This is a genomic window from Asticcacaulis sp. (assembly GCF_027484505.1).
In the GTDB taxonomy this organism is placed as follows: domain Bacteria; phylum Pseudomonadota; class Alphaproteobacteria; order Caulobacterales; family Caulobacteraceae; genus Asticcacaulis.
In genome coordinates, this window is the sequence record NZ_JAIXSV010000124.1 from 1 (window position 1) to 5699 (window position 5699).

At 56.7% G+C, this 5699-nt stretch carries 4 protein-coding genes; 2 read left to right on the forward strand and 2 right to left on the reverse strand.

Translation table 11 applies throughout. The features are described from left to right. The first annotated feature begins 609 nt into the window (after positions 1 to 609). Positions 610 to 2709: a TonB-dependent receptor gene (locus tag Q0072_RS07635; RefSeq protein WP_298328001.1), complete on the forward strand. Its 2100-nt coding sequence runs from the start codon at positions 610 to 612 to the stop codon at positions 2707 to 2709. Between the two features lie 204 nt (positions 2710 to 2913). Beyond that, a complete protein-coding gene (locus tag Q0072_RS07640; protein ID WP_298328003.1) occupies positions 2914 to 3621 on the forward strand; it encodes an XRE family transcriptional regulator in 708 nt (235 codons plus the stop codon). A 65-nt stretch (positions 3622 to 3686) separates the two neighbouring features. On the opposite strand, the gene Q0072_RS07645 is transcribed toward Q0072_RS07640, so the two are convergent. Continuing rightward, positions 3687 to 5261 (reverse strand): ABC transporter substrate-binding protein, encoded by a 1575-nt coding sequence (locus tag Q0072_RS07645; protein WP_298328006.1) that lies wholly within the window; start codon positions 5259 to 5261, stop codon positions 3687 to 3689. A 60-nt stretch (positions 5262 to 5321) separates the two neighbouring features. Then, on the reverse strand, positions 5322 to 5699 hold a 378-nt coding region (locus Q0072_RS07650), incomplete at its 5' end, for an SIS domain-containing protein (protein WP_298328009.1).

Below are 5699 nucleotides of genomic sequence, written 5' to 3' on the forward strand. Positions count from 1 at the left end.
CCAGCGAGGCTCCGCCCATACCTGCGCCAATGATTGCGATGTCATATTCCTGCATATCCAACCTCCAAGGGGCCTCATGGTCTGCAATCTCTCGCGGCATGTCAATTTTTTTTCCGATAATAGATTTTATAACAAGACCCTGCCGACTTCGCGCACTCACGCTGCCGTGCGTAGTGTCGCTCCTTGTGCTCGACGATAAGGATCATGTCGTTGTAATATATAAGAGTATTGATTTTTTCACACGACTGTGACTCGTATTCGGTAGGCCCCGTACCGGATAATAGCCCCGGGGCGGATGGAAAAATACAAAATATTTTTCGCATTGGAATAGTAATTGTTGACGACCTTGCTGAACCCTGTTTTAGTTTTCCTGCAATCAATGAGGCTCCACTCCGCGATCGGCCCCTTCGGGTCCCGGAACCGGTTTGTGCGCCCGAATTGTCAAGGGGTCGATAAACGGTCCCAGCCTCGGACAGGAAAGGCTATTCCATGGTTTTCGCGCGTGAAAAATTGCGTCCGTGGTTGCGGACCGGTGTTCTGACAGGTCTTACCCTCTCAACCCTTCCGTTGCTCCCGGCGGTGGGACAGACGGCCAGCGAAGAGCCCATCTTGCTGGAAGAGATCATCGTCACGGCACAGAAGCGACTGGAGAACCTCCAGACTGTCCCTGCTTCGATTTCCGTGTTGAGCGGGGAGAGGATCGCCAAGGCCAGCCCGTCGGGCCTAGCTGATTATGCTGCTTATTTACCCGGTATAGCCATCCGAAGTGGCGGCTCACCGGGTCAGGTATCCGTAAGCTTGCGCGGAATTTCGACTATTGGGCCTGGGGCTACCGTCGGCACCTATATTGATGACACGCCTCTGGGTTCAAGCGCCAACTATGCCCGCGCCGCCATCTATGCGCTGGACCTTTTCCCCTATGACATTGAGCAGGTGGAACTCCTGCGTGGTCCTCAGGGTACGCTCTATGGTGCCAGCACCATGGGGGGGCTGCTGAAATATGTTACGCGTAAGCCGGTTCTGGATGATACGCAGATGAAGCTCGGCAGCGAGTTGTCGGGTACCGACGGCGCAGGCGGTGCCAACTGGGGTGTGCGCGGACAGATCAATCTGCCTGTGATCCAGGACCGGATGGCCGTACAGGCCAGTTTCTACCGCCAAAAGAACGAAGGTTACATCGACAACTCCCGCACGGGTTCCCAGGACATCAACCCCTCCACTCAGAAAGGGGCTCGGGTATCCGTGCTGTGGCGTCCCACGGCACCGGTCACGGTACGACTTTCGGCAATGTTCCAGAATGTGGATAGCCGCAATAATTCGGTCGTCGCCTATGACATCGCTACCGACCAACCCATCGCCGGCAGGCTCGATAGCCGATACTACTTGGATCAGCCCTTCACGAAGGATTTGGATCTCTACACGGCCTCCGTGGATTGGGACCTGGACTTCGCAACATTGACATCAGCGAGCAGCTATTCCAAAGCGGAGACGCAAACCGTTCAGGATGCGAGTGCGATCTATGGTGTCGCGTACCCGATCCTGACACGCGGTTTGGTGCCCGCCGGCCTGTCCCGTTTCACGCTATCGCTGGATCATGAGAAATTCACACAGGAAGTTCGTTTGACTTCGCCCACCCGTGACGGCTTTGAATGGATGCTGGGCGGTTTTTACACAAAGGAAGACAGCACCAACCTTCAATATGCCACCGCCCAATCGATGAATGGCACCGTCATTTCCGCCCTCAATCCGCTTGCCGACGCCAGTCTGCCATCGACCTACAAGGAGGTGGCGGTCTTCGGCAATGCGACATTGGCCTTGACCGACCGGTTCGATGTCACCGCTGGTCTGCGCTGGGCTCGAAATGAACAGGATTTCGAGCAGATTTCACAGGGGGTTCTGTTGGGCGCGCCCATACGTGTTCCTGGACAGTCCTCAGAAAATGTGACGACTTTTATGGTCAGCCCGCGCTTTCGGGTTGATGATGATGTGATGCTTTATGTGCGGGTGGCCAGTTCCTATCGTCCGGGCGGGCCCAACGTCACCTTGCCGAATGTGCCGCCCAGCGTTGATGCCGATACGTTGGTCAGCTACGAGACCGGTGTGAAATCAACGCTGTTTGACGGGCGACTGCAGGCCAACGCCACGGTCTTCTATGTCGATTGGGATGATGTCCAAATCTCGGCGTCGAGTGGTGGCTTTACCTACCTCCAAAATGGGGGCAAAGCAAAAAGCGCGGGTCTTGAGTTCGAGACGGTTTTCATCCCGGTAGACGGATGGCGTCTTGGTGCCAACGGTGCCTACACGGACCCCACATTCGCTAGCGATGTGCCTGCTGTCGGCGCTGCCGATGGCGACCACTTGCCATTGATCCCGAAATACTCCTTTGCCCTGACGGCGGACTATGGCTGGGATGTTGTGGGTGACTGGGGAGCCAATGTCGGGGCAGGATACCGTTGGACCGGTGCTGTGAACAGTTTACCCGAAAGTTCGCCGCTGTTTGTGCGGACCAAGTCCTACGGTGTGCTGGATCTCAATGCCGGTGTCAGCAACGATATGGTGGCATTGCGTCTGTATGTTCGCAATGCCACCAATTCCCACGCCACAACAGCAGCCAGCTTGATAACGACGGCGCTGGGTTCGTCTGTACAGATCGACCGGACTGTTTTCCAACCCCGCACAATTGGTCTCAGCCTTGATATCACCTATTGATATCAGTGGCATGAAATCTTGACCGATCGTCAAGATTTCATGCCACTTCAGACGCCGTGCGCCGCCATCCGGCGGCTTGGCTCATGTCGGTCGTATGATCCGCTCTGTTGAACAACCGTTGTCCAAAGCTGCCACAGGGAAAGGGGTTTCATCACCACCGTCCCTGTGGCATTTTCATTTTCCTAAACGCTAAAACCAGCCCGCGTGATCGGAAAATCCGGGTTGAATCAAGGATTGTGGTATATGACGGCAAGGGCACCGATCGGCAAATCATTGCGCCGGTTGCGTCTTCAAAATGACTGGACGCTTGCTGATGTGGCCGAGCGGACCGGGCTTGCCGTCTCCACCTTGTCAAAGGTCGAAAACGATCGCATGTCGTTGACCTTTGATAAGATTGTGAGATTGTGCGAAGGGCTCGGCATCGATATCGGCACCTTGTTCACGAACGAACCGGCATCCGTTGCGGAACCGGCTCTGGTGCAACCTGCACCCGTGGCCATGCTGACCAGGCGGAGTGTTGACCGCGTTGGTGGGGAAGACGCACTGGTTCCCACAAAAAATTACCGCCATCGCTATCTGAACACCGATATCACGCATAAGAAGATGATTCCCATTCTGGTGGAGCACCGGGCCCGCACCATCGAGGAATTTGGCGTTCTTGTTCGCCACCCTGGGGAAGAATTCATCTATGTGATGGAAGGCGCTATCGAGCTACACACCGAATTCTATGCGCCCACCATCGTCAGGGCAGGTGAGAGTATCTATCTGGATAGCACCATGGGCCACGCTTATCTTGCTGCTGCGGACGGTCCCTGCCGAACCCTGTCGGTGTGTTCCAGCCCAGAGCCTGCCTTGACCCGGGCGCTTATGGTGAACGAACCTACCCATGTTTTGAAGAAACCTGCGGAATAGAGACAAAAGAAGATTTGCTTCCTTGCCTGTGCGGAATTCTCATCTTCTTCTGCGGAAATCAGTTCTTACGGGGTGATAGAGATGTAACGACTGGGGTGCAGGTTCCCTGCATTATCGACCCAGCCCTTTATCTTGGGCGAAACCAGCGACCGTGAAGCGATGTGGTACAATGGCAGATATGGCACGGCCGCCAGGGCCAGCATTTCCGCCTGGGCAAGCAAGTCGGCGCGCTGGGCCGGATTTTGCGTCTGGCGGGCCCGCGTCAATAGCGCGTCGAAGGCCGGGTCATTGTATCCAGAGAGGTTGAGATATCCGTCACGCCCCAGCATCGGTTCCAGAAATTCGATAGGATCGCTGATGGCGTTACTGAACTGGTACATTGCCAAATCGAAATTGCCGGCCTTGTAGTCCCGCAGTGTGACCCGTGATTCAGTATTGACCAGTTCCACGGTTACGCCGATCTCGCGCAACATGGAGGCAATGGCGATGGCCACCCGCTTGGATTGCCGATTGGTGGTGTAGCGGAAGACCAGCCGGATGGGCTTGTCTTTCGTGATGCCTGCTTCTGCCGCCAAGGCGGTTGCCTTCTTGACCCGTTCCGCCCGATCCATGTTTGCCCCCTCAATCCGGGGTGGCGCATAACCTGTCAGGTGCGGTGGCGTATAGCTATAGGCACCGCGCTCACCAGACTGCAAAAGCTTGTCGGCGATAGCGTCACGGTCGAGCAGAAGAGACAGGGCACGCCGCACGCGCACATCGTTCAGGGGTGGTTTGCGGGTATTCACCATGACAGCCTGTAGGCCGATGGCAGGTGTGATACGGATTTCATCAGGAAAATCCCGCCGCAACTGGGGCAGCGATTCCAGGGGAAAGTCAGACAACACGTCCAGTTCACCGCCGCGATACCGCTTGAGCGCCGTGGCATTGTCATCGAGCGGATAATATGTGACCAGGTCGGTCATCACCGCTGAGGCATCATGAAAGAATGGGTTGCGTTCCAGACGGACATGGCTGTTGGGCACTGCCTCCAGCAATCGGTACGCTCCGTTGGAGATGAAGGTGCCGGTTTGCGCCCATGCGTCACCCTTCTGATCCACAATATGTCTTGGAACCGGGAACGCGGCCTGGGTAGACAGGGCTTCCAGAAAGCTAGGGTCAGGGTAGGCGAGTTCGAACCGGACACTGCGGGCGTCAGGTGCGCTTACGGCCAGTGCCGTACCCGGGAGGTTTCCGTTGATCACCTCCATGGCGTTGCGGATCGACTTCAATGAATAGGCAACCTGGTTTCCTGTCACCGGGGCCAGCGAACGGCGCAGCGACCAGATGATGTCTGTGCTGTCCAGCGGGTGCCCATCGGACCATTTCTGTTCGGGCCGCAGCCTGAACAGATATGTAAGCCCGTCGGGGGAGATGGTCCAACTTTCCGCCATCCCCGGGATGATCGAACCCGAAGCGTCTGTTGCTGTCAGCCCCTCAAACAGATCAATCAGCGTGTGATATTCCCAAGTTCCCGCTTTGTGGGGGTCCAGGGATTGCGGTTCAAATGCGCGGACCAGGCGCAATTCATCCTGACCAATGGCCGGGATGGCCGATAGCAGCAGGAAGGTACAGACGGACATCCAGCGTAACAGAGACTGCATGGTTCGGTTGCCGTTCTGGGTTGGAGGGAGGCAGTGCGGCCAGGGGGAACTGTCGCCATTTCAGTCGCCGATGGGCTGTTTCGGCGCAATCCCATGCAGTGATGCCACGCTCGCCCTGGTCTGGCGCAACATCAGTCTGGCCCGGGAGCCCAGGTGCTCGGCAACCTGATAGGCCAGGAGATCAATCATCAACAATTGTGCGTAACGCATGGGGTTGGGCTGAAACTCATGAACCCCCGACTGTGTAAGATCGACATGCAAACAAATGTCGCTCTCCCGACCCACCGGACTATCCCGGTCGGTGATCGCCACCGTTTGTGCCCGATAGTATCGGGCCAGTTCGAGACTGTCCTGCAGGGCACGAGGGCGCCCCGTGGAGGAGATAAAGATCGCCGCATCGGTCGCCTCAAGGGTCGCCGCACTCATGCGCTGTACATA

Coding starts and splice junctions, on each gene's coding strand:
- Q0072_RS07645 (WP_298328006.1), bottom strand. CDS start 5,261: ATGCAGTCTCTGTTACGCTGGATGTCCGTCTGTACCTTCCTGCTGCTA.